This window comes from Streptococcus sp. CCH5-D3, assembly GCF_001556435.1.
GTDB lineage: Bacteria > Bacillota > Bacilli > Lactobacillales > Streptococcaceae > Streptococcus.
In genome coordinates, this window is record NZ_LSIW01000011.1 from 1 (window position 1) to 24,313 (window position 24,313).

The following is a 24,313-nucleotide window of genomic DNA, read 5'->3' on the forward strand; positions in this document are numbered from 1 at the left end:
AAGTACCTGGTAAACCACAAGCACCAACACCACCAACAGGTCCAACGGCACCAACACCACCAACACCAAAAGTAGTTGAAGTTCCTGCTAAACCAGTAGAACCTAAAACTCCTGAAAAACCAAGGGTTGTATGGCACAAGAACTATGTCGTTGAGAGAGAGTCTCACGTGGTACCACCAACACCACCGACTCCACAAACACCACCAACACCTGTTACTCCTCCAACTCCAGTGACACCGCCAACTACACCAACTCCAGATACTGAAGTTCCTGTAGTGCCTCAAGCTGAGTTGCCACAAACTGGTGAGCACACTAGCAATGCTGGATTTATTGGACTTCTTTCAATGATTTTTGCAGCCTTTGTAGGATTCTTCAAACGTCGTAAAGAAGATTAAGTGGTGCTATTAAATTAGTTCCCCATCAAAACTAGATTCTATTTAGAATCTAGTTTTTATTTTTGCTAGGTTTTACTCCCTCGTATCATTTCTATTTACTGTTGAAACATGTTATAATTATTCTGAACGACTATTATAGAAAGATGCAAGGAGACGAGCATGGAAGAACTTAAGAAAATCGCTGGCGTAACCGCTGCCAAATACGTTGAAGATGGAATGGTTGTTGGACTCGGTACAGGGTCAACAGCTTATTTCTTCGTGGAGGAAATTGGCCGTCGTATTAAGGAAGAAGGCCTTAGTGTTGTTGGAGTAACGACATCAAGTCAAACCACTAAACAAGCTGAAGGCTTAGGTATTCCTTTGAAGGCAGTGGATGATATTGACAGTATTGATGTTACTGTTGATGGCGCCGACGAAGTAGACCCTCAACTCAATGGGATTAAAGGTGGCGGTGGTGCCCTTTTGATGGAAAAAATCGTCGCTACACCTACTAAAGAATATATCTGGGTAGTTGATGAGTCAAAAATGGTTAATCAATTAGGTGCTTTCAAATTACCAGTTGAAGTGGTTCAATATGGTGCTGATCGTCTCTATCGTGTCTTTGAGTCGAAGGGCTATAAGCCATCATTCCGACTTACGGAGGAAGGTAATCGCTTTGTTACAGATATGAAGAACTATATCATCGATCTTGATTTAGGTAAGATTGAAAATCCAGTAGCTCTTGGTGAAGAACTAAAAGCTATGACAGGTGTTGTCGATCATGGATTGTTCAATGGTATGGTTAACAAAGTCATCGTTGCAGGAAAAGACGGTGTTAAGGTCGTTGAAGTCAAGGCCTAGTCCAATTTTGATTTCCCCTCACTTTTAATGAGGAAAACTAATTAATTTTTGTCAAACTATTAAATAATATAGAAAGGCAAGAGGTAATTTCGAAAAGATTTTATCTCTTTGTGGTGTTATTATGTCCAAATTTAACCGAATGCATTTAGTCGTTCTTGATTCAGTAGGAATTGGTGCTGCTCCAGATGCCAATGACTTTGTCAATGCAGGTGTGCCAGATGGTGCTTCAGATACCCTTGGTCATATCTCTAAATCAGTAGGATTGAATGTGCCAAATATGGCTAAGCTTGGTCTAGGAAATATTCCTCGTGAAACACCTTTGAAAACAGTACCAGCAGAAAGTAACCCAACTGGTTATGCAACAAAATTGCAGGAAGTTTCTCTTGGTAAGGATACGATGACTGGTCACTGGGAAATCATGGGTCTCAATATTACTGAACCTTTTGATACCTTCTGGAACGGATTCCCAGAAGAAATTCTCACTAAAATTGAGGAATTCTCAGGTCGTAAAGTCATTCGTGAAGCTAATAAACCATACTCAGGTACAGCTGTTATTGAAGACTTTGGACCTCGTCAAATGGAAACTGGTGAATTGATTATTTATACTTCAGCTGACCCAGTTCTTCAAATTGCTGCACACGAAGATATTATTCCATTGGATGAGTTGTATCGTATTTGTGAATATGCGCGTTCAATTACCCTTGAGCGTCCAGCTCTTCTAGGGCGTATCATTGCTCGTCCTTACGTTGGTGAGCCTGGAAACTTCACTCGTACATCTAATCGTCGAGATTTGGCTGTTTCACCATTTGCACCCACTGTTTTGGATAAATTGAATGAAGCTGGTATTGATACTTATGCCGTTGGTAAAATCAATGATATTTTCAACGGAGCTGGTATTAACCACGATATGGGCCACAACAAATCAAATAGCCATGGTATTGATAATTTGATTAAAGCTATGACTTCTGAAGATTTCAAACATGGCTTCTCATTCACAAACTTGGTAGACTTCGATGCCCTTTATGGACACCGTCGTGATCCACATGGATATCGTGATTGTTTGCACGAATTTGACCAACGTTTGCCTGAAATCATTGCTGCCATGCGTGAAGATGATCTCTTGATGATTACAGCAGACCACGGAAATGATCCAACTTATGCAGGGACAGACCATACTCGTGAATATATTCCTTTCTTGGCTTATAGCCCATCATTCAAAGGAAATGGACTTATTCCAGTAGGTCATTTCTCTGACATTTCAGCAACTGTCGCTGAAAACTTTGGTATAGATAAAGCCATGATTGGTGAAAGCTTCTTGGATAAACTTGTCTAAAATGAATCGCTATGCATTTTTGGTTCGTGGGATTAATGTTGGTGGTCGTCACAAGGTAGTCATGGAAGAATTTTGTCATGAGTTAAAAGAACTTGGAATGTCAAATGTTTCTTCCTATATAAATAGTGGAAATTTTTTCTTCGATTCGTCCTTGATGAAAGTGGAACTCCTCTTAGTTTTAGAGAGATTTCTTAATAAGACTTATCAATTTATTAAGGTGTTTTCTCTTTTTACTCTAGAAGATTACCAAAATGAAGTGGCATCTTTACCTAAGTGGTGGGAAGAAGATTTCTATAGAAAAGATGTTCTCTTATATACTGAAAGACTTGATAAGAACGAAATGAGGAATGTTATGGAGTCTTTAGAGTTGGGGGATGAAATTATTCATCTTGGTCAACTTGGGATCTACTGGGGTAAATTTGATAAATCAAGCTATAACCAAACGGCTTATCATAAGAAGCTATTGAAAGCACCTTTTTATCCTTCTATAACCATTCGAAATGCAAGAACTTTTTCAAAAATTGGTCACTTTTTAAGAATGAAATAAAATTAAGGGAGAATTAACATGTCGCTACTTGAAAAAATTAGAGTTACTCAAGCATTTTTGGAAAGCAAAGGAATTGAAAAACCTGAGTTTGGTTTAATTTTGGGTTCTGGACTTGGTGAGTTGGCTGAAGAAGTTGAAGACGCAGTTGTCATTGACTATGCGGATATTCCAAACTGGGGACAATCAACGGTTGTCGGTCATGCTGGAAAACTTGTTTATGGAACCTTGTCTGGACGTAAGGTTTTAGCTCTTCAAGGACGTTTCCATTTTTATGAAGGAAATCCGCTTGAAGTAGTTACTTTCCCTGTACGTGTTATGAAAGCACTTGGATGCGAAGGAGTTGTTGTAACCAATGCAGCTGGTGGTATCGGCTTTGGTCCAGGTACTTTAATGGCCATCACTGACCACATCAACATGACTGGTCAAAACCCATTGATTGGAGAAAACTTGGATGATTTTGGTCCTCGTTTCCCTGATATGTCTAAAGCGTATACTCCAGAATACCGTGAGACTGCACATCGAGTTGCTGACAAATTGGGCATTAAATTAGATGATGGTGTCTATATCGGCGTAACTGGTCCAACTTACGAAACTCCAGCTGAAATTCGTGCTTATAAGACTCTTGGTGCAGATGCTGTTGGGATGTCAACTGTCCCTGAAGTCATTGTTGCAGCACATTCTGGTTTGAAAGTTCTTGGTATTTCATGTATTACCAACTTTGCGGCCGGTTTCCAAGAAGAACTCAATCACGAAGAAGTTGTGGAAGTGACAGAACGTGTTAAAGGGGATTTCAAAGGCTTGCTGAAAGCTATTTTGGCTGAACTTTAAAAAGGAATAATTGATGTCAAACTTAATGAATAATCCATTATTTCGTATCATTCGTGGAGTTTTTATAATTGCTTTCCTAACCATGGTTTGGTTGGTTATATTTTCTGCTATAGATACAAGTGGTAGTGAGATAGATTATGAACCATTTCAAGGAGCATCTATCGTATTTGCAGTTTTAAGAATTGTTAGAGGAAAAAAAGTCTGTCAACAATTTGACTAACGATGAAAACAAAGCTAATCATTCAGAATCTAAGCGGAAGTCTTACGGTGAGTCTGGCAATTTTTCTAAACATGAATACTCTACTAAACTAGAGGAAACGAAGAATAAAATTATAGAGGAAATCGAAAGAGATACAAATATTACAGCTGATCAAAGTATAAAGGATTTGATTGCTGAGATTAAAGAGTCAGAAGTACTTGTTGCTAATCAAAAATTACACTACAATGAAATGGTGTCGCAATATAATAAAACAATTTACAGTTTGCCACTTGCTTTGTTAAGAACAACTTTAGGTCATTCAGAGATAAACTACTTATAACATAGAACAAAATCATTAAGACTAGAATATAGTTAAAAAGGTCAAAGAATGAAAGCTAGTTTTAGTTTTTCTAATTCAGCACGAGATTGCCTTACTATGAAATAAAAACAAAGAAGGGATTGACCCTACTCAAAAGACAGTAGGAAAAGTTGGTTAAAGCAATTTTAGCCATACTCTAATATATGGGTAATAAAGAGAGAAAGAGTTTGACTTGGCTCCCCAAGTCGATTAGGTTAAGTTTGGCTGTTTTGACAACCGGAATAGCTTCTGGTCTGATTGGTATTCTTTGCCACTATCTTTTAGATTTTATAAAATTTCTTGCTTTTGGTAACGATACGTCAGATCTCTTGTTACAATTTAACTCTATAAGTGCTTATCGACGCTTCGTAGTTATAGTGGTAGCTGGTGTCTTAGCTAGTATCTTTTGGTATTTCCTTCAGCGACGAGTGTCCCTTCTTTCCATTAGAAAGGCTAAGCAACTCGTTGGCAAGAAGAGTCCAAATTTTCTTGGCCAAAGTCTACATGCTTTGGTGCAGGTAGCAATCGTTGGAGCAGGTGCTTCGGTAGGCAAGGAAGCAGCTCCACGAGAATTAGGTGCCTTATGTGCTGGCAGTTTATCAAAAAAACTGGGTTTAGAAATTCCTGAAAGACAACTCATGATTGCATGTGGTGCAGGAGCAGGTTTAGCTGCGGTTTACCAAGTTCCCTTTGCCAGTACACTGTTTGTTTTGGAAACTTTGGGAGTTGCTTGGAAACTGAAAAACATTGGTATCATTCTTGTGACAACCTATTTGTCAGCTTATTGTGCTCGTCCAATTGTTGGTGGGAAAGCTATATATTTAGTTGATAAAGTAAGCTTACATCCTACTAGTTTGATACAGATTCTTGTTTTGACGCTGTTTGTAACTCCGCTTGCTCTTATATTTAAAGTTTTAGCTAAAAAGGCGAGTAAAAGTCGTATAACAGATAAACATATTCTCTGGACCATGCCCGTCTCTTTTATAATATTAGGTGGTATTGTAGCTTTCTATCCTATAATCATGGGAAATGGTCAGGTTCTAGCACAATGGATGTTTTCTGGAGGAACTTCGGAATACCTTCCGATTTTGCTAGTAATTAAAGGGCTTATTGTGTGCTTGTTGCTATGGTCAGGTACTTATGGAGGGACACTGACGCCTTCGTTTACTTTAGGTGTCGGATCGGGTTTCTTATTAACAAGGTGTCTTGAGACTTTTGGTTTATCCCTAAATCCTAATCTAGGAATGTTACTTGGTGCAACCATATTTTTAGTAACAACTTTGGATGCTCCTCTGACGGGAATAGCCTTAGTTCTAGGTTTTACCGGTCAAGGAGGGCTGGTAGCAGTTCCTCTAATCTTAGCGGGTCTACTATCAAGGATAATTAATAATAGATGGAAGAAAAAACAATGAATATTCATTTTATCTTACACGAAACGTTTGAAGTTCCAGGAGCCTATTTAAAATGGGCTCAAGACCGTGGGCATAATATCACATCAACCAAGGTATATGAGGAAGAGGTCCTTCCTGAAACCGTTGAAGGTATTGATTTTCTAATTGTGATGGGTGGTCCTCAGTCACCTGATGAGGATCGTCAGACCTTTCCTTATTATGACCCAAATGCTGAGATTGTATTTATGCAAAAAGCAATTGCTGCTGATATCTATATTGTTGGTGTATGTTTGGGAGCTCAGCTTCTGTCTGTAGCCTATGGTGGTAAGTATGAGCATAGTCCAGAACGCGAAATTGGTGTGTTTCCAATAACACTTACGGATGATGGATTAGCTGATGAGCATGTCAAAGGTTTTGGCACAACTCTCAATACTGGCCACTGGCATGGTGATATGCCTGGATTGACTGATAATGCAGTTGTTCTTGCTACTAGTCAAGGTTGTCCACGTCAAATTATTCGCTTTAGTCCTAAACACTATGCCTTCCAAGCACACCTAGAGTTTGATTCCCAAGCCATTGATTTGCTCATAACTGCGGATGGTGAAGAACACTTGCGTAAGCAAAATAAGGAGTTACCTTTTGTTCAAACACCTGAACAATTGCGTACCAACGATTATTCAGAAATGAACAAGAAGTTATATGATTTTCTTGATTCATTGACTCAAGCTTAATCCACTATTAAAAAAGTAATAATTTATCAACTATATAATAGTAGAAAAATTATTTAAAAATAAAAAAATAAGAATGGTAGATAGTGTGTTCAGGTTGCTCTTTTACCATCAAAAAATAGAAAGGACGGGTTAACTGTATTCACTAAAATGAATACGGGCGGAGAACGAAGTAAAAAGATAGACTGTCTAGCATTTATAATGCGTCGTCAGTTTCCAATTATTACTTTGTTCTCTGTCGCCTGTCCTGTATATAAAAAATGAAAGGAAGGGTAGTTCGGGTTTGAAACTGAACCCGGGCTAGAGGCTGTGTAAAAAAGATAAATCCTCCTAGATGCGAAGCATCTTTGTCAGATTTCCTATTTTTACTTTGCCTCTTTAACGCCCTTGGTATCTTATATTATGTCTATCCATATTGCTGCTAAGCAAGGTGAAATTGCTGATAAAATTCTCCTACCTGGAGATCCTTTACGTGCGAAAGTCATTGCCGAGAATTTCCTCGAAGATGCTGTATGTTTCAATGAAGTTCGTAATATGTTTGGTTACACAGGAACATACAAAGGTGAACGTGTCTCAGTAATGGGAACTGGAATGGGGATGCCATCTATCTCTATCTATGCTCGTGAGCTTATTGTTGACTACGGGGTTAAAAAATTGATCCGTGTGGGAACTGCTGGTTCATTGAATGAGGATGTTCACGTTCGTGAGTTAGTTCTAGCGCAAGCGGCAGCGACAAACTCTAACATTATTCGTAACGATTGGCCACAATACGATTTCCCACAAATTGCAAGTTTCAATCTCTTAGATAAGGCTTACCACATTGCTAAAGAGCTTGGTATGACTACACATGTTGGTAATGTCTTGTCATCTGATGTTTTCTATTCAAATTATTTCGAAAAAAACATTGAGCTTGGTAAGTGGGGAGTTAAGGCTGTTGAAATGGAAGCAGCAGCACTTTATTACCTTGCAGCTCAACACCAAGTAGATGCTCTTGCCATCATGACTATTTCTGATAGTTTGGTCAATCCAGATGAAGACACTACAGCTGAGGAACGTCAAAACACTTTCACTGACATGATGAAAGTTGGTCTTGAAACACTAATTGCAGACTAATTTGTAAAAGGACGCCATTAGGTCGTCCTTTTGTGTTGTAACTACTATCTACTCGAAGAATCAATAGGTTAAAAATTTTCAAACTACTAGAAAAAAATAAAAATATTTGGAAGAAAAAGACTTGTAATAAATAGATAAATATCCGACAATTTAAGATTCAACCACCAAAAATGTGAAAAATAGTTTACAATATTATGAAAAATGATAGAAATTAAATGCTTGATATCATAATGAAAAACGGTTTCTTCTTTTTTAAAAAGAATGACAATTGAAATGAAGTTATAGTAATGTTATAATGATAATGGGAAATGTCTAATTTTAATTTTTAGGAGCAATTTATATGAGTTCGCGTACGAATCGTAAGCAAAAACGTACGAGTAATAGATCGTGGGGGATGGTCAACGTTGGGTTGACCATTCTGTATGCTATTTTAGCATTGATCTTATTATTCACAATGTTCAATTATAATTTCCTATCATTTAGGTTTTTGAACATCATTATCACCATTGGTTTGTTGGTAGTTCTTGCTATTAGCATCTTCCTTCAGAAGACTAAGAAATCACCACTAGTGACAACGGTTGTGTTGGTTATCTTCTCGCTAGTTTCTCTGGTTGGTATTTTCGGTTTTAAACAAATGATTGATATCACTAACCGTATGAATCAGACGGCTGCATTTTCTGAAGTAGAAATGAGCATCGTGGTTCCTAAGGATAGTGACATCAAAGATGTGAGTCAGCTTACTAGCGTACAAGCACCAACTAAGGTTGATAAGAACAATATCGACACCTTAATGTCTGCTCTAAAGAAAGACAAAAAGGTTGATCTTAAAGTTGATGATGTTGCTTCATATCAAGAAGCTTATGACAATCTTAAGTCTGGCAAATCTAAAGCTATGGTCTTGAGTGGCTCTTATGCTAGCCTACTAGAGTCTGTCGATAGTAACTATGCTTCAAATCTAAAAACAATCTATACTTATAAAATTAAAAAGAAGAATAACAATTCTGCAAAACAAGTAGATTCAAAAGTCTTCAATATTTATATTAGTGGTATTGATACCTACGGTTCAATTTCAACAGTGTCACGTTCAGATGTCAATATCATTATGACCGTTAACATGAACACACATAAGATCCTCTTGACGACCACTCCACGTGATGCGTACGTTAAGATTCCTGATGGAGGGGCAGACCAGTATGATAAATTAACCCACGCAGGTATTTATGGCGTTGAAACATCTGAAAAAACTCTGGAAAATCTATATGGCATTAAGATTGATTACTATGCACGTATTAACTTCACATCTTTCCTTAAGTTGATTGACCAACTTGGTGGTGTGACAGTTCATAATGATCAAGCCTTCACGAGTCTTCACGGGAAGTTTGATTTCCCAGTTGGAGATATCCAAATGAATTCTGAACAAGCCCTTGGCTTTGTTCGTGAGCGTTATAGTTTGGATGGAGGAGACAATGACCGTGGTAAGAACCAAGAGAAAGTGATTTCTGCGATTGTAAACAAGTTAGCTTCACTAAATTCTGTATCAAACTTTACTTCAATCGTTAACAATCTTCAAGACTCTGTTCAAACGAATATGTCTCTAGATACCATTAATGCTCTGGCCAATACACAACTTGATTCAGGTTCTAAATTTACGGTGACTTCTCAAGCAGTAACAGGTACAGGTTCAACCGGACAATTGACCTCTTATGCTATGCCAAATTCTAGTCTCTACATGATGAAACTGGATGATTCTAGTGTGGAAAGCGCCTCTCAAGCTATCAAAAATTTGATGGAGGAAAAATAAGTGATTGACGTTCACTCACATATTGTTTTTGATGTTGATGATGGTCCTAAAACTTTAGAAGAAAGTCTTGACCTCATTGGCGAAAGCTATGCGCAAGGAGTGCGTACGATTGTTTCAACATCCCATCGTCGTAAGGGAATGTTTGAAACCCCAGAGGATAAAATCTTTGCAAACTTTTCTAAGGTAAAAGAAGAAGCAGAAGCACTTTATCCAGACTTAACTATTTGTTATGGTGGTGAACTTTATTACACCTCAGACATTGTGGAGAAGCTTGAAAAGAATCTCATTCCACGCATGCACAACACTCAATTTGCTTTGATTGAGTTTAGTGCTCGCACATCTTGGAAAGAAATTCATAGTGGGCTTAGTAATGTTTTACGCGCAGGGGTGACACCAATTGTTGCTCATATTGAGCGCTATGATGCCCTCGAAGAAAATGCTGATCGTGTTCGAGAAATCATCAATATGGGCTGCTATACTCAAGTCAATAGCTCACATGTCCTCAAACCAAAGCTCTTTGGCGATAAAGATAAAGTAAGAAAGAAACGTGTTCGTTATTTCTTGGAAAAAAATTTGGTTCATATGGTTGCTAGTGACATGCATAATCTTGGTCCAAGACCACCATTTATGAAAGATGCCTACGCTATTATCGAAAAGACTTACGGAACGAGACGTGCTCGTAACCTTTTCATCGAAAATCCACAAACACTACTTGAAAATCAATACATATAGGAGAAACTATGACTCAGGAAAACACGAAGCGTGTTGAAATCGATGTACTTGCACTATTGCAAAAACTTTGGACTAAAAAAGTATTTATTCTATTTACAGCCTTCTATGTCGCTGTCTTTGCCTTCTTGGGAACTTATTTCCTCATTCAACCTACATATACGTCTTCTACACGTATCTATGTGGTTAATCAAGCTAATGATGGCAAAAACCTTTCTGCTCAAGATTTGCAGGCCGGTACATTTTTGACAAAAGACTACAAAGAAATTATTACATCAAATGATGTCTTGTCAGAAGTTATCAAAGATGAAAAATTGAATATGAGTGAAGGTGAACTTGCTAAGATGATTTCAGTTAATATCCCTGCTGATACTCGTCTTATCTCAATTTCAGTCAATGCAAGAACAGGTCAAGATGCGCAAACACTTGCTAACAAGGTTCGTGAAGTTGCTTCAGAAAAAATCAAGAACGTGACAAAAGTTGAAGATGTTACCACACTTGAAGAAGCTAAATTGCCAGAGTCTCCATCTTCACCAAATATCAAGCGTAACGTTCTTCTTGGAGCTGTACTTGGAGGTTTCCTTGCAGTAGTTGGTGTATTGGTACGTGAGATCTTAGATGATCGTATTCGCCGACCAGAAGATGTGGAAGATGCTCTTGGAATGACACTTCTTGGAATTGTCCCTGACACAGATAAAATTTAAGGAGAAAAAATGCCTAAATTAAATTTAGTAAAATCTAAAGCAAACTTTGCCAAACAAACAGAAGAGTACTATAATGCCATTCGCACAAATATTCAATTTTCAGGTGCTCAGATGAAAGTGATTACTATTAGCTCAGTTGAAGCTGGTGAAGGAAAATCAACAACATCTGTTAATTTGGCAATTTCATTTGCTAGTGTAGGGCTTCGAACACTTCTCATTGATGCTGATACTCGTAATTCTGTTTTGTCAGGTACATTTAAGTCAAATGAGCCTTATAAAGGTCTTTCAAATTTCCTTTCAGGAAATGCTGATCTGAATGAAACTATTTGCCAAACTGATATTTCTGGTTTGGATGTCATTGCATCTGGTCCTGTACCACCAAATCCAACAAGTCTTTTGCAAAATGATAATTTTAGACATTTGATGGAAGTTGCCCGTAGTCGTTATGATTATGTCATCATCGATACACCACCGATTGGTTTAGTTATTGATGCTGTTATTGTTGCCCATCAGGCTGATGCCAGCCTTTTGGTTACAGCGGCTGGGAGAATTAAAAGCCGTTTTGTAACTAAGGCTGTTGAACAATTAGAACAAAGTGGCTCACAGTTCTTAGGTGTCGTCCTTAATAAAGTTGATATGACAGTTGATAAATATGGATCATATGGTTCTTACGGATCATATGGGGAGTATGGGAAAAAAGTCGGTCATAAAGAGACTCATTCAAGAGCGCATCGTCGTAGAAAAGGATAGCATTAAGGGGGATAATGCGGCTCCTTACACCTTAACAGATTAAAAAAGAGGTTTAGAGTGAAAGAAAAACAAGAAATTCGTCGCATTGAAATTGGTATTATACAGTTGGTTGTGGTTGTTTTCGCAGCCATGGTAGCTAGTAAAATACCTTATACAGAGATTACGCAAGGAAGCATTGTTCTTTTAGGTGTCGTTCATGTAGTTTCCTACTATATCAGTAGTTATTATGAAAATCTAAAATATCGGGGCTACTTGGATGAACTCATTGCAACCATCAAATATTGTTTTGTATTTGCCTTATTTGCGACCTTTCTCTCATTCTTTGCAGATGGAAGTTTTTCTATCTCACGTCGCGGACTTCTTTATGTTACCCTGATTTCAGGTGTTCTCTTATACGTTACAAATACTGTTCTTAAGTATTTCCGCTCTTCTATCTATACACGTCGTAAAAGTAACAAGAATATTCTCTTGATTTCTGATCAGGCACGTCTAGAAAATGTTTTGTCTCGTATGAAAGACAATATGGATGGTAGGATTACAGCAGTTTGTGTCTTGGATAATCCTTATTTCACTGATCCATTTATCAAGAGTGTTAAACCTGAAAATTTAATCGAATATGCGACTCACTCAGTAGTAGACCAAGTTTTGATTAATCTGCCAAGTGAGCAGTATAAGATTTGGGATTATGCATCACCTTTTGAGCTCATGGGAATTCCAGTATCCATTAATTTGAATGCCCTTGAATTTATGAGTCAAGGTGAAAAACGTATCCAACAATTGGGTCCTTTCAAGGTTGTTACGTTTTCAACGCATTTTTATAGCTATGGAGATATCTTGGCGAAACGCTTCCTCGATATCTGTGGAGCCCTAGTTGGTTTGGTGCTCTGTGGGATTGTTGGAATCTTCCTTTATCCACTTATTCGTAAAGATGGTGGGCCAGCCATTTTTGCTCAAGACCGTGTGGGTGAGAATGGACGTATCTTCAAGTTTTATAAATTCCGTTCTATGAGAGTAGATGCTGAAGAAATCAAGAAGAATTTGATGGCACAGAATCAAATGTCTGGTGGTATGTTTAAGATGGACAATGATCCTCGTATTACTAAAATCGGACATTTCATTCGTAAAACGAGTCTTGATGAACTTCCACAATTTTGGAATGTTCTAAAAGGTGATATGAGCTTGGTAGGAACACGTCCACCAACATTGGATGAGTACGAATCTTATACACCTGAACAAAAACGTCGCCTCAGCTTTAAACCAGGTATTACTGGTCTTTGGCAAGTAAGCGGTCGAAGTGAAATTACTGATTTTGATGAAGTTGTAAAACTAGACGTTGCTTATATGGACGGATGGACAATCTGGCGCGATATCAAAATATTATTGAAAACAATTAAAGTAGTAGTAATGAAGGATGGAGCAAAGTGATGGCTTTCTCCATTTCTTTTAATGGTGATTAAATGACAAAAACAGTTTATATCGTTGGTTCTAAGGGAATTCCAGCAAAATATGGTGGATTTGAGACCTTTGTTGAGAAGTTGACAGAGTTCCAACAAGACAAAGATATCCAATATTATGTAGCTTGTATGCGTGAAAATTCTGCTAAATCAGGAATTACAGCAGATACTTTCGAACATAACGGTGCTAAATGCTACAATATTGACGTCCCAAATATCGGGCCCGCACGTGCCATCGCTTATGACATCGCAGCTCTTAATAAGGCCATTGAGATTGCTAAGGAAAATAATGATCAAGCACCAATCTTCTATGTTTTGGCCTGCCGAATTGGTCCATTTATCTCAGGTATTAAAAAGAAAATCAAGGCTATCGGTGGTACCCTTATGGTTAACCCGGATGGTCATGAATGGCTTCGTGCAAAGTGGAGTCTTCCGGTTCGTAAGTATTGGAAAATTTCAGAGCAACTCATGGTTAAACATGCAGATCTCTTGATTTGTGATAGTAAAAACATTGAATCTTATATTCAAAAGGATTATGCGAAGTATCGTCCTCAAACAACTTATATTGCCTATGGGACAGATACAACTAAATCTCGATTGACTAAGGTTGATGATAAGGTTCGCACATGGTATTTTGAAAAGGGTGTCATTGAAAACAATTATTACCTAGTTGTAGGACGGTTTGTGCCTGAAAATAACTATGAGGCTATGATTCGTGGCTTTATGGCATCTAACTCTGATAAGGACTTTGTACTCATTACCAATGTTGAAGAAAACAAGTTCTATGACAAATTGCGTCAGGAAACTGGTTTTGACAAGGACTCTCGTGTGAAGTTTGTCGGGACTGTTTATGACCAAGAATTGCTCAAATACATTCGTGAGAATGCCTTTGCTTACTTCCATGGCCATGAAGTAGGTGGGACCAATCCATCTCTTCTTGAGGCTCTTGAGTCTACCAAGCTCAATCTCTTGTTGGATGTTGGCTTTAACCGTGAAGTCGGTGAAGATGGTGCTCTCTATTGGAAGAAAGACCAATTGGCAAGTGTCATCGATCAAGCTGAGCAATTGGATGAACAAGCTATCGAAGACCTCAACCAAAAATCAAGTAAACGTATCGCTGAAGCCTTTACTTGGGAAAAAATTGTTACAGACTACGAGAAAGTATTTAAAGGATAGAAATGCAGAAAATTTTATATCTTCACGCTGGTGCCGAAATGTATGGTGCTGACAAGGTTTTATTGGAGCTTATTAAAGGTTTGGATAAAGATGCCTTTGAGACTCATGTCATCTTGCCCAACGATGGTGTCTTAGTGAGTGCATTGGAAAAGGTTGGGGCTAAGGTAAAAGTTATCGATTATCCGATCTTGCGCCGTAAATATTTTAATCCTAAGGGAATTCTTGAGTATTTTGGCTCTTATAATCGTTATTCAAAACAAATTGCTAAATATGCTAATGATAATGGGATTACTCTCGTTCACAACAATACGACTGCGGTGCTTGAGGGGATTTATCTCAAACGTAAGTTGAAATTACCTTTGATTTGGCATGTGCATGAAATTATCGTCAAACCAAAAGCAATTTCTGATTTCATCAACTTTTTGATGGGGCGTTATGCTGATACGATTGTGACAGTTTCAAATGCTGTGGCTAACCACGTCAAGCAGTCTCGCTTTGTAAAAAATGACCAAGTTCAAGTCATCTATAATGGTGTTGACAATGCCGTCTATCATGAAATGGATGGTAGTACAGTCCGTGATCAGTTTGGTATTGCACAGGATGCTTTGGTTATCGGAATGGTTGGTCGAGTGAATGCATGGAAAGGTCAAGGCGACTTCTTAGAAGCTGTGACTCCAATCTTAAAGGCTAATCCAAAAGCAGTAGCCTTTCTGGCAGGGAGTGCTTTTGAAGGTGAAGAGTGGCGAGTTGATGACTTGGAAAAGGCTATATCAGACTCACCAGTAGCTGGGCAAATCAAGCGTATCGATTATTATAGCAAGACGACAGAGCTCTATAATATGTTTGATATCTTTGTATTGCCAAGTACCAATCCAGATCCTCTACCAACTGTAGTTCTCGAATCAATGGCTTGTGGCAAGCCTGTAGTCGGTTACCGTCATGGTGGTGTCTTTGAAATGGTTAAAGAAGGCGAAAACGGCCTTCTTGCCACACCAAATCAGCCTGCAGAATTGTCTAAAGCTATTCAAGAATTGGCTGATAACACCGAGAAGAGAGAGCAATTTGGCAAGGCATCTGTCAAACGCCAAAAAGAACTCTTTTCATTACAAAGTTATATTCGTAATTTCTCGGAGTTATATAAGAAATAAAAAGAAGTACTAAGAAGTACTAAGAAGTACTAATAAGTACTAATATGAACAGCGAAACACTAAAAAATAAATTAAAACCTATCGTTTATCCAATTATTAATTTTATTCCTAGACGAAGACTTAAGAATAAAAATTTTACTATCATTTGTGATAATTGTTGGGCAGGAAAAGTCTATCAGGAATTGGGCTTGCCATATCAAACACCATTTGTAGGGATGTTTGTCTTTTCGCCTGATTACATCAAGATGCTCAAGAATTTAAAACACTATTTGAGTGGAAATATCCCTTTAACATTTGTTAAGGAATCCAAATATATCAAAGATTTTGATAATGCTTATCCCCTGGCACTTTTAGACGATATCGAATTGCATTTCTTACATTATGAAGATGAAGAAGAAGCAAGTCAAAAATGGAACCGTCGTTTAGAAAGAATTCATTGGGATAATTTGTATTTCAAGTTCAATGATAATGATGCTTGTACTTACGAGCTGATGAAAGAGTTTGAAGAACTTCCATATAAGAGTAAGGTGATTTTCTCTTCGAAGAATTACAGTGACCTACCTTCATTGGTCCACTTTAAATCAGCAGAGAAGTAAGGACATGTTGGAATTGATTTAAAAACTTACCACCGCTATTTTAATGCTGTTACCTGGTTGAATAAGGGTGGGGAAGATTTAACATAAAATAAAAATTTAGGTGAAGAATCCATGAAACCACTTTTAACTGTTGTCATTCCAGTTTATAATGTCGAAAAGTATTTAAAACGTTGCGTAGAAAGCGTACTTGTCCAAGGGTGGCATAATTATGATATTTTACTTGTTGATGACGGAAGTACTGATCGTTCGCCTCAAATTTGTGATGACTATGTGAAAGTGTATGACTTTATATCAGTTATTCATAAGGAGAATGGCGGGCTTTCGGAAGCTCGGAATACGGGTATTTCTCAGGCCAAAGGAGAATATGTTTATTTTCCTGACTCAGATGATTGGCTTGAACCAGATGCCTTTATGGCATTAGCGGAAGTCCTTGAATCCCAGAAGTTTGATATTATTTCTTTTAATCGTGAATTTGTGAAGGGTGAAGAAGATGCTATAGTTTCAGAACCAGAAGTGACTCAAGTGTTTGAAGGTAAAGATGCTTTTGTCCAAATGCTCAAGCATAGTTATATCACAGGTTTTGCCAACGACAAAATATATAAAAAGTCTCTATTTATTGATAATAATATTTCTTTTCCAAAAGGAAAATATTATGAAGACTTGGGAACGAATTACAAGCTTTTTCTTTCAGCTGAGAATGTCTTTGCTACCAATCAAAAGTATTATCACTATTTAATTGATAATCCTGATTCCATTACACAGTCTTGGAATGAGCAGAAGTTTAGTGATATGTTTGAATTTTATAAAGATATTTTCTATTCTGATTTTGTTCGTTCACGATTAAATCAAGAAGAATTACAAATTTCACAGCTATATTATGTGAATGGCTTGATTCATATCTTGGCAAGTTTATATAAATCTAAATTAGATAAAAAATATATAGACATTACTAATCAAGTGAAACAAGAATTACTTAAGCATGGTGTTGCTCTTTCTCAAATGAAAGGCCAACCAAATAAGTTAAAATATATACTGTTTAGACTTAAAGTATTAAAACTAGCCTTCAGTATTCAAAACATTTTCTGATATGATTTAGGAGTTTAATTTGCATTCTTTATTCAGAGTTTTAGGTTATGAAGTCTAAAATATTTAATTCTGATAATGGGATACAAAACGTTGGCTTAATTTGAGTAACTTGGCTTGGAAAAATATTTTATAGGTAATTTAATATGGAAAAAAAAATTGATTTCGTTGTACTTTGGGTTGATGGAAACGATCCGGAATTCATTAGAGAAAAAAATAAATACACACCTTACATTGAGCAAATCGATAATGATGAAGATAATTTGCATCGTTATCGTGACTATGGAACATTCAATTATTGGTTTCGAATGGTAGAGAGGCATGCACCGTGGGTAAATAATATTTATCTTATTACTAACGGTCAAAGACCGAAATGGTTAAATGTAAATCATCCTAAACTTAAATGGGTTAGACATGAAGAATTTATTCCAGAGGAATATCTTCCAACATTTAATTCTTCTGCAATTGAGATGAATATACATCGGATAGATGGTTTATCTGAAAATTTTGTTTTGTTTAATGATGATATGTACCTAATCCAAGATGTTAAATATAGTGATTTTTTTGTCAACGAAAAACCGAAGTTATTAGCTGTTTATGAAGCCTTAGTTCCATGGTCTTCTTTTTCAAAAATTTATTTTAATGATGTACTTGTTCTTTATAGACATTTTCCAAATAAAAAGGCCTTGAGACAGTCACCATTTAAGTTTTTTAATATTAAATATGGTCAATTGATGTTAAAAAATATCTTATTACTTCCGTGGAAGGTAACTGGATACTATAATCAGCATATCCCAGTTCCGATTAAAAAAAGTACTCTAGCTCATTTATGGAATTTAGAGGAAGATGTTTTTATTCAAACATCCAAAAACAAATTTAGAGACTATAATACGGATATTAATCATTATCTATTGTGTTACTGGCAAATTGAAAGTAATGATTTTATACCATCTAGTAAGGATTTTGGGAAATCAATCCCAATTACAGCTATTGAAGAACTTCCTAAATTATTATTAAAAAAACGAACAAAATTACTTTGTGTTAATGATGATATGGCGATGACTGAAGATGATTTAAAGAAATTTTCTAAGATATTGTCCGAACGTTATCCAGAAAAGTCTCAATTTGAATTATAACTTTACAGTGTAGTTATTGGAGTAAATAGATGAAAACTAAAATTTTACAAATGGGGGCAGACAATTTCGGAGCAGGAGGTAGGTCTGTAATAGCCTATAACTTGACTCGTCCTTTAACAGATGCCTTTCAAGTTGACTTTTTAGCTATTGGAAAATTGAAGAACCCTAGTTTTCATCGAATCATTGAAGAAAACGGAGGATATGTTCAACACGTCAAGGAAGCATCAAGTAAAATAAAAAGGCTAAGAAGTATCTACTCTATTTTAAAAAATGAAAAGTACGATATTGTTCATATTAACGTAGATGATGCAATCGAGGGGTTGTTTAATATAATTTTGTCAAAGATTTCAGGTGCTAAAATAGTGCTTCATGCTCACACTACTTCATCTAGTCGTGGTAAGGGATTTATTGGCAGATTAAAAATGTTATCGGCAAAAAAGATAGTTAATTTTTTTGTTGATTATAAGTTGGCCTGCTCACTAGAAGCAGCAAATTATTTGTATGGCGATACTGATTTGTCTGATGTGGCGATTATAAAAAACGGTATTGTAATCAATGACTTTTTATATAATGAAGAGTTAAGGCAAAAGGTACGAGAAAATCTAAATATTCCGATGGAGGCTATTGTTTTAGGTACTATCGGAAGGATGTCATATGAAAAAAATCCTGAGTTTATGGTTAGCCTAATACAAACTCTTTTTTCAAAGGCACCTAATTTTTATTTTATATGGATTGGTGATGGTGAAGAACGAGCTAGTATAGAAAAGAAGCTAGATGAAGAAATAAAATCAGGAAGGGTTTTATTACTTGGAAAACAGGAACAACCGGCACAATATTTACAAGCAATGGATGTTTTTTTGTTACCTTCTCTCTATGAAGGATTTGGAATCGTGAATATTGAAGCACAAGCATCTGGACTGCCTTGTGTGGTGAGTTCTGCAGTTCCAGAGTCAGCATCGGTTAATTCAAACTTTTATAGATTATCATTATCTGACGGTGTTGAAAAATGGCTAGATTTTATCACCTCTATGAGCTTTGAACGCCTTCCATATGGTTCTGCAGAAAAAATAAAAGAAGCTGGATTTGATATAGAGGATAGTGCTAGAAAGTTACGAACAATCTATCAGAAACTGGCGAAGTAAAACATAAGGAGATTCTATGTACTCATTAATTATTACTGATTACAAATCAATGAGTGATACAGTAGATTATATAAAAAAGTTTATTGATATATATGTAGGGAATGATGTTCATTATATTATCGTAGACAACAGTGCGGAAGAATTAGGAAAGCAATTCTTACAAGATTCTAAAGTTGAATTTACTTCCTCTACTTTTAATGGGAAAAAAGTTTATTCTTTTGAAGTATCACAAAGGACTATTTATATAATTGATTCCAATGAAAATGGTGGATACTCTAAAGGAAATAATTTAGGTGCCAAATTTGCAATTCAGAACTTTGATACACCCTATCTAATTTTTTCAAACAATGATTTAGAGTTTCCTAATGGCTTACGGTTGGAAGAATGTAAAACTATCATTGAAACGAGTGATAATCCAGTAGGTATAGTTGGTCCTAAAATTCTCACTCCTCAAGGAGATATTCAAAGCCCTCGTAAGCGGATGAATTTTGTAGAAGAAATGATACTTCAGGATTACAATAGACAGTGGTTTGATAGTAAGATACATAAATGGATAGATATTGACTATACTGCTCCTGAGGGTGAGACTGGATGGGTTAGTGGTAGCTTTATGTTTGTTTCTAGAAAAGCTTTTGAAGCAGTATCAGGATTTGATGAAAATATTTTTCTTTATTGTGAAGAAATGATTTTAAGTGAAAGAATGAGGAATAAGGGATATATTACTTATTTCTATCCTGAATGGACAATTTATCATTATCATAGAGGAGCGCATAATCCTGAGTCAGAGAAAATTGGCCGTGTATCAAAAAAATATTATTACAGAGAATATAGAGGGGCCTCTACACTTTCTTTAAAAATATCTGATATATCCTACTTTTTATGTAAAAAGATATATCGATTGAAAAAAATATTGGATGGTACGTATTTCAGGGAGAAAAAACATTGAAATTTAATAAATATCTTTTTCTATTTTTACTATTCTTTTTAATTGAATTTAGAGGGTTTTATCTAGTAAGTTGGCCAAGTTTGCTAGGAGGAGCTGCTAGTAACAAATTGGGTATTGCATTCTATGCCATAATATTATTTTTGGTATATTTTATCCACAATAAAGGAAAACTTAAAGTAGGTATTTTTGGAAATTATATCCTGGTTTTTTATCTAATTCTGATTTTAAGTTCACTTGTGTCCATGTATTTATTTGGCTATTCAATTACGCAAGTATTGTGGGATATCCTGCCTTTTTCAATCTTACTTCTCTATTTTCCTCTTTGTGAGGTATTTCAAAAAGATAGTAACTATGCACTTTTTGTTAAAATAGGTCAAATAACAATTTCAATAGTATCCATACTGTTTATTGTACAAGTATATAAATATCAAGGCTTACCAACAGTATTTTTGAAAATTAAAGATATCATACCTTTAAGCTATATTTATAATTTGACTGTGCCGTTACGTATTTATAGTGTTTTTGAGGGGCTTGTTCGGATTTTTGTCATATTAGTTGCATGGAAAATTATTGCAAAACAATTTAGAAAATCTTTTTGGGACATCATTAGTTTATTATTGATGTTAGGTGCAATTTTTTATGTCGATCAGTCTAGATATTATTTAGTAACAGTACTTGTAGCCATCTTATCAATGTATTTGATTTATAATAGGAATAATCTAACAGTATCATCATTGTTAGGTACTCTGATTTTTGGTACGGCAGGTCTTCTCATTATTTTTAATAGATTTGGTTCAATTTCTGATAGTATTTCAGATAATACTGGTTCCTCGTTTGCTCGGACAGGTGCAATTGAATACTATTTAGATAAGATTTTTACTTATCCATTTGGATTGGGTTTACATACTCCAGATAAGGGAACTTCTTTGTATTATTTGATTAAAGGACCTGACGGATATTTTAATTATGATGATATCGGATTATTTGGAACACTAGGTTCTTTGGGACTCCCTGGATTTATTTGGTATATCTTTTTAACTATAAAATTAGTTATGATATGGATAAAGAGAATCAGTTCTAACGCATTAATTTCAGGACTAATGATTAGTTTTGTGATGAGTCTTACTATCATGTCTTATCTTGATAGGCCACGGATTATTGCATTAGTGTTGACATTGGTTATTGTCAATAAAGAATCTTTAAAATTAAATAGAGATGGAGATTTAATAAATGACTAAAAAGATGGGAGTAAATGCTGCTTTAAATTTATTTAAAACAGCACTTTCAATTATATTCCCTTTAATCACCTATCCCTATATCAGTAGGATATTAGGAGTAGAGAACCTTGGGAAAATTAATTATACAGCTTCTATTGTAGGTTACTTTTCTTTAATTGCTGCCCTTGGAATTTCTACTTATGCTATTAGAGAAGGAGGTCGTATTAGATCTAATTCTGTGAAGCTAAGTCATTTAGGTAATCAAATTTTTACTATAAATATTTTATCGACGGTAGTATCCTATCTGTTGTTATTATTAGTTGTCTGGTTATTTATTCCAAATAGAGAATATCAAATTCTGATTTGTATTCAAAGTCTAACAATTGTTTTTACAACATTGGGAGTGGATTGGATAAACGTTCTTTTTGAGGATTTCCTTTATATTACGATTAGAAGTATTATTATACAAATCTTATCGTTGATATTGATGTTTGTTCTTGTTAAAACAGCTAACGATTTATACCTATATACATTTATCTCGGTAATTGGTTCAGGGATATCTTGTATTTTAAATTTAATCTATTGTAGAAAGTATTTGAAACTCTCTCTTGTTTGGAGACTTGATTTAGTAAAGCATTTTAAGCCAATTATGGTCTTGTTTTCTGGTGGTCTAGTAATTAGTATCTACGCTAATTCTGATATGCTAATATTAGAGTGGTTCAAGGGTGCATATTACGTTGGATTATATGCTGTTGCGGCTAGAGTGTATACAATCTTAAAAAATTTATTGGCTTCCATCTATTCTGTTACAATACCCAGGTTGTCACATTTGTTTGGTGAACAGAAAATTGATGAATTTAAAAAAAGTTATACCCAAATACTTTCAGTTGTAACTCTAATCTTAATTCCAATGAGTGCAGGCCTTATTGTTTTATCTAGGGAGATTATCTTATTTTTAGGTGGAATTAAATTTATTGATGCTACTTTAACATTGCAATTATTAGCTATTAGCTTAATCGGAGCTATATTTGGTGGAATATTAACCTATGGTCTTAATATTCCTATTGGACGTGAGTCTGTAAACCTAACAGGAGCGCTATATGGAATTATTGTGAATATCGGAATTAGTCTTCTTTTAATTCCCGTATTTAAACAGAATGGTGCAGCAGCAGCAACAATCGCTTCAGAGTTTTTTATTGTTTTATATAACTTTCTGGTTGTAAGAGAAAGTGGAAAATACATTGATTTTGTAATATGGAGAAAGAACTTAATTCAAGCTTTGCTAGGTTTCTTTTCTATAATAATCATTGGTTTTGGGGTTAAGTTATTCGTAACTAATTCACTTATTTTAATTTTTAGCATTACTTTAGTTGGCATAATCGTCTATTTATTAGAGCTCAAACTTTTAAAAAATCCATTGTTAGATCATATTTTAGATATGGTTAAACATAAATTTAGGAGGGGTTAGTTTGAAGATTGTAATTCCAAGAATTATTCATAACAAAGAACAACTGACCTGGGATTGGTCCGGGACAATAACTAATATAAAAAAATATTTAGGGAAATACGAGATTGTTGAGGAACAGAATATTTTCTATACTTTTAGAATGAATGTGCACAAAATGCTTGTTCGTTTAGGTATTAGAAAATCCGATATGAACATGACGTATATAAAATATGCTGAAAATCATGTTCATCTCTCTCCAAAGGATGTTTGTCTTACATTTGATGAGTTTCCTTTATCTTTTCCTGATAATCCAGTTTATATCTATCAAGACTTGAATCTTCATTATTTGATAGAGAGTTCTCAAAATAATAGTCAATCGTTCAAATATAGTGGTTTTCAAAACGTCCCGGATGATATTCTAGATAGTCGAATGAGAAAACAGGAAATATTTTATAATCAAGCCACTGGAATATTTACTATGAGTAAATGGTTTTCAGATTACCTGATCGCTCAACAAGGGCTTCCAGTTGAAAAAGTTCATTATGTGGGAGCGGGAACAAATATGGATAACCTATTACTTGAGCACTCACATAAGGAACGCAATAAATTTTTATTTATTGGCAAAGATTTTTTACGTAAAGGTGGGGATCTTGTTTATAATGCTTTTGTTTATTTGCAAAGTAATCTCATGCCGGAGGCAGAGTTGTACATTATAGGTCCCTCAGATGCTCCGATAGAATTTAACAATCCAAATGTTTATTTTTTAGGTAATCTACCAGCTGATAAGGTTCAATATTATTATAATATTTGTGATGTATTTGTTTTACCATCCCGATTTGAAGCATTTGGAATTGTATTTGTTGAAGCTCTTTGCTATGGTTTACCATGTATTGGCCGTAATTTAATGGAAATGCCAAATCTAATTCAAAATAATGAAACTGGATTATTAATACCTGCTGAAGAGGAAAATCCACAGGTTTTAGCTGATAAAATGTATAATCTAATAAAAAATGAAAGTTTCTTTAGAAATGTTCAGACGAAACAAGAGTATTATAAAGCAGAATATTCGTGGGACACAGTTGCAAAAAGAATGATTTCAGTGATGAAACAAGATTTAGATAAGATGTAGTTATCTCGTATACATAGCTACTGTTTTGAATTCAATTTATTCTGTATTTTTGTTTAAGAGATTCCGATGGAATCTTTTTTATTTCCAAGAATAGTATCAGTTTTTCCTAGTATGGTACTGGTA

24 protein-coding genes and 1 pseudogene are annotated in these 24,313 nt (G+C 35.5%); all 25 read left to right on the top strand.

Translation table 11 applies throughout. The features are described 5' to 3' along the window. A partial coding sequence (locus tag AX662_RS00195) for an LPXTG cell wall anchor domain-containing protein (RefSeq protein WP_156430680.1) occupies positions 1–395 on the top strand: 395 nt, incomplete at its 5' end. A gap of 159 nt (positions 396–554) precedes the next feature. Beyond that, positions 555–1,235, top strand: coding sequence for a ribose-5-phosphate isomerase RpiA (gene rpiA / locus AX662_RS00200; protein WP_014634433.1), 681 nt, complete (start codon positions 555–557; stop codon positions 1,233–1,235). 121 nt (positions 1,236–1,356) lie between these two features. Then, complete coding sequence (locus AX662_RS00205; RefSeq protein ID WP_060971250.1) at positions 1,357–2,568, top strand: phosphopentomutase; 1,212 nt, start codon at positions 1,357–1,359, stop codon at positions 2,566–2,568. Position 2,569: 1 nt separating this feature from the next. Beyond that, on the top strand, positions 2,570–3,115 hold the full coding sequence (locus AX662_RS00210) for a DUF1697 domain-containing protein (protein WP_060971251.1): 546 nt from the start codon (positions 2,570–2,572) through the stop codon (positions 3,113–3,115). 18 nt (positions 3,116–3,133) lie between these two features. After that, positions 3,134–3,943: a purine-nucleoside phosphorylase gene (locus AX662_RS00215; RefSeq protein WP_060971252.1), complete on the top strand. Its 810-nt coding sequence runs from the start codon at positions 3,134–3,136 to the stop codon at positions 3,941–3,943. 13 nt (positions 3,944–3,956) lie between these two features. Beyond that, the gene (locus AX662_RS10900; protein ID WP_229040600.1) at positions 3,957–4,163 is read left to right on the top strand and encodes a hypothetical protein; all 207 of its coding nucleotides are present in this window, start codon (positions 3,957–3,959) and stop codon (positions 4,161–4,163) included. Further along, complete coding sequence (locus AX662_RS10905; RefSeq protein WP_229040599.1) at positions 4,156–4,482, top strand: LemA family protein; 327 nt, start codon at positions 4,156–4,158, stop codon at positions 4,480–4,482. The genes AX662_RS10900 and AX662_RS10905 overlap by 8 nt, the downstream gene beginning before the upstream one ends. 182 nt (positions 4,483–4,664) lie before the next feature. Beyond that, the gene (locus tag AX662_RS00225) at positions 4,665–5,912 is read left to right on the top strand and encodes a chloride channel protein (protein ID WP_060971253.1); all 1,248 of its coding nucleotides are present in this window, start codon (positions 4,665–4,667) and stop codon (positions 5,910–5,912) included. Further along, on the top strand, positions 5,909–6,622 hold the full coding sequence (locus AX662_RS00230) for a type 1 glutamine amidotransferase (protein WP_060971280.1): 714 nt from the start codon (positions 5,909–5,911) through the stop codon (positions 6,620–6,622). The genes AX662_RS00225 and AX662_RS00230 overlap by 4 nt, the downstream gene beginning before the upstream one ends. 399 nt (positions 6,623–7,021) lie before the next feature. Then, a complete protein-coding gene (gene deoD, locus AX662_RS00235; RefSeq protein ID WP_060971254.1) occupies positions 7,022–7,732 on the top strand; it encodes a purine-nucleoside phosphorylase in 711 nt (236 codons plus the stop codon). A 340-nt stretch (positions 7,733–8,072) separates the two neighbouring features. Then, positions 8,073–9,533: an LCP family glycopolymer transferase CpsA gene (cpsA, locus tag AX662_RS00240; RefSeq protein ID WP_060971255.1), complete on the top strand. Its 1,461-nt coding sequence runs from the start codon at positions 8,073–8,075 to the stop codon at positions 9,531–9,533. Further along, a complete protein-coding gene (cps4B, locus tag AX662_RS00245) occupies positions 9,534–10,265 on the top strand; it encodes a capsular polysaccharide biosynthesis protein Cps4B (RefSeq protein ID WP_002890887.1) in 732 nt (243 codons plus the stop codon). It abuts the gene before it with no gap. 8 nt (positions 10,266–10,273) lie between these two features. After that, positions 10,274–10,966, top strand: a complete 693-nt coding sequence (locus AX662_RS00250) for a capsular polysaccharide biosynthesis protein (protein WP_049545874.1) — start codon at positions 10,274–10,276, stop codon at positions 10,964–10,966. A 9-nt stretch (positions 10,967–10,975) separates the two neighbouring features. Next, positions 10,976–11,716 (top strand): tyrosine-protein kinase, encoded by a 741-nt coding sequence (locus AX662_RS00255; protein WP_060971256.1) that lies wholly within the window; start codon positions 10,976–10,978, stop codon positions 11,714–11,716. 57 nt (positions 11,717–11,773) lie between these two features. After that, positions 11,774–13,141 carry a sugar transferase gene (locus tag AX662_RS00260; RefSeq protein WP_060971257.1) on the top strand — a complete coding sequence of 456 codons (1,368 nt, stop codon included), beginning with the start codon at positions 11,774–11,776 and terminating at the stop codon, positions 13,139–13,141. 32 nt (positions 13,142–13,173) lie between these two features. Then, positions 13,174–14,346, top strand: coding sequence for a beta 1-4 rhamnosyltransferase Cps2T (cps2T, locus tag AX662_RS00265; protein ID WP_060971258.1), 1,173 nt, complete (start codon positions 13,174–13,176; stop codon positions 14,344–14,346). 2 nt (positions 14,347–14,348) lie between these two features. Next, positions 14,349–15,494, top strand: a complete 1,146-nt coding sequence (locus AX662_RS00270; protein ID WP_060971259.1) for a glycosyltransferase family 4 protein — start codon at positions 14,349–14,351, stop codon at positions 15,492–15,494. Positions 15,495–15,538: 44 nt separating this feature from the next. After that, positions 15,539–16,177, top strand: a pseudogene (locus AX662_RS00275) (DUF1919 domain-containing protein). Between the two features lie 24 nt (positions 16,178–16,201). Then, on the top strand, positions 16,202–17,176 hold the full coding sequence (locus AX662_RS00280; protein WP_060971260.1) for a glycosyltransferase: 975 nt from the start codon (positions 16,202–16,204) through the stop codon (positions 17,174–17,176). Positions 17,177–17,319: 143 nt separating this feature from the next. Further along, entirely contained in the window at positions 17,320–18,309 is a 990-nt protein-coding gene (locus AX662_RS00285) for a stealth family protein (protein WP_060971261.1), read from the top strand. A gap of 29 nt (positions 18,310–18,338) precedes the next feature. After that, complete coding sequence (locus AX662_RS00290) at positions 18,339–19,451, top strand: glycosyltransferase (protein ID WP_049545866.1); 1,113 nt, start codon at positions 18,339–18,341, stop codon at positions 19,449–19,451. A gap of 16 nt (positions 19,452–19,467) precedes the next feature. Next, the gene (locus AX662_RS00295) at positions 19,468–20,397 is read left to right on the top strand and encodes a glycosyl transferase family 2 (protein ID WP_049545865.1); all 930 of its coding nucleotides are present in this window, start codon (positions 19,468–19,470) and stop codon (positions 20,395–20,397) included. Continuing rightward, complete coding sequence (locus AX662_RS00300; RefSeq protein ID WP_049545864.1) at positions 20,394–21,635, top strand: hypothetical protein; 1,242 nt, start codon at positions 20,394–20,396, stop codon at positions 21,633–21,635. The genes AX662_RS00295 and AX662_RS00300 overlap by 4 nt, the downstream gene beginning before the upstream one ends. Continuing rightward, on the top strand, positions 21,628–23,082 hold the full coding sequence (locus tag AX662_RS00305; RefSeq protein WP_060971262.1) for a flippase: 1,455 nt from the start codon (positions 21,628–21,630) through the stop codon (positions 23,080–23,082). Before AX662_RS00300 ends, AX662_RS00305 begins: the two co-directional genes overlap by 8 nt. 1 nt (position 23,083) lies before the next feature. Further along, positions 23,084–24,190, top strand: coding sequence for a glycosyltransferase family 4 protein (locus AX662_RS00310; RefSeq protein ID WP_060971263.1), 1,107 nt, complete (start codon positions 23,084–23,086; stop codon positions 24,188–24,190). The last annotated feature ends 123 nt before the right edge of the window (positions 24,191–24,313 follow it).